The organism is Clostridium sp. AF28-12, from assembly GCF_003435225.1.
Lineage (GTDB): Bacteria > Bacillota > Clostridia > Lachnospirales > Lachnospiraceae > Pilosibacter > Pilosibacter fragilis.
This window is the reverse complement of the sequence record NZ_QWGJ01000072.1, coordinates 1-719: the sequence shown is the minus strand read 5'-3', so window position 1 is coordinate 719 and position 719 is coordinate 1. Positions and strand designations below refer to the sequence as shown.

Here is a 719-nt window from a genome sequence, read left to right as displayed (position 1 = left end):
GTGGAAAGGAGGCGAGAAAATGCAGGAAGAAGTGGAAAACAGAACTTTGACGCTGGTTGTCAGTGGAACAAAGTTTACCGGCAGAATGTTTAAGGCTGCCATAAGCAAGTACATGGCACATCGCAAGGAAAAGAAGCTGGAAAAACAGAGAAGCCGTGATGCGCCGGTTGTTCCGCATGGAAAACAGACTGTGAAGCAGCTTGTCGGGCAGAATCAGGGAATATCCAACATTGAGATCACAGACCCCTCTATCAAGGAGTTTGAGAAAATCGCCCGGAAATATGGTGTGGATTATGCGGTGAAAAAGGACCGCAGCAGTTCTCCGCCAAAGTACCTGATTTTTTTCAAAGGCCGTGATGCAGATGCTCTGACAGCAGCTTTTACAGAGTACACCAACAAAAAGGTCAAAAAGGCAACGAAAACAGAGCGCCCGTCCGTACTGGCAAAACTTAACCAGTTCAAAGAGATGGTTAAAAATGCTGTGGTGGATCGCACCAAGCGAAAGGAGCTGGAACGATGAAAAAGACATTGGACATCAAAAAGCTCGTTTTGCTGAATATGCCGTATATCCTGCTGGGGCTGTTTGCTACCAATTTTGGAGAGGCATGGCGAATGGCACAAGGGGCGGATGCTTCAGAAAAGTTTCTTTCGCTGGTTGCGGTTCTGCCTGGGGCGCTGCAAAGTTTCTGGCCAAGCCTGCATCCATTGGACTTGTTGGT

At 47.8% G+C, this 719-nt stretch carries 1 protein-coding gene and 1 pseudogene; both read left to right on the top strand.

Features of this window, described 5'->3' with window-relative positions:
• Window positions 1-19 precede the first annotated feature (19 nt).
• Window positions 20-520: a PcfB family protein gene (locus DWY93_RS16850; protein ID WP_007886614.1), complete on the top strand. Its 501-nt coding sequence runs from the start codon at window positions 20-22 to the stop codon at window positions 518-520.
• Window positions 517-719: pseudogene (locus DWY93_RS16845) on the top strand (type IV secretory system conjugative DNA transfer family protein); the annotation flags it as partial. The gene DWY93_RS16850 and the pseudogene DWY93_RS16845, both read left to right, overlap by 4 nt.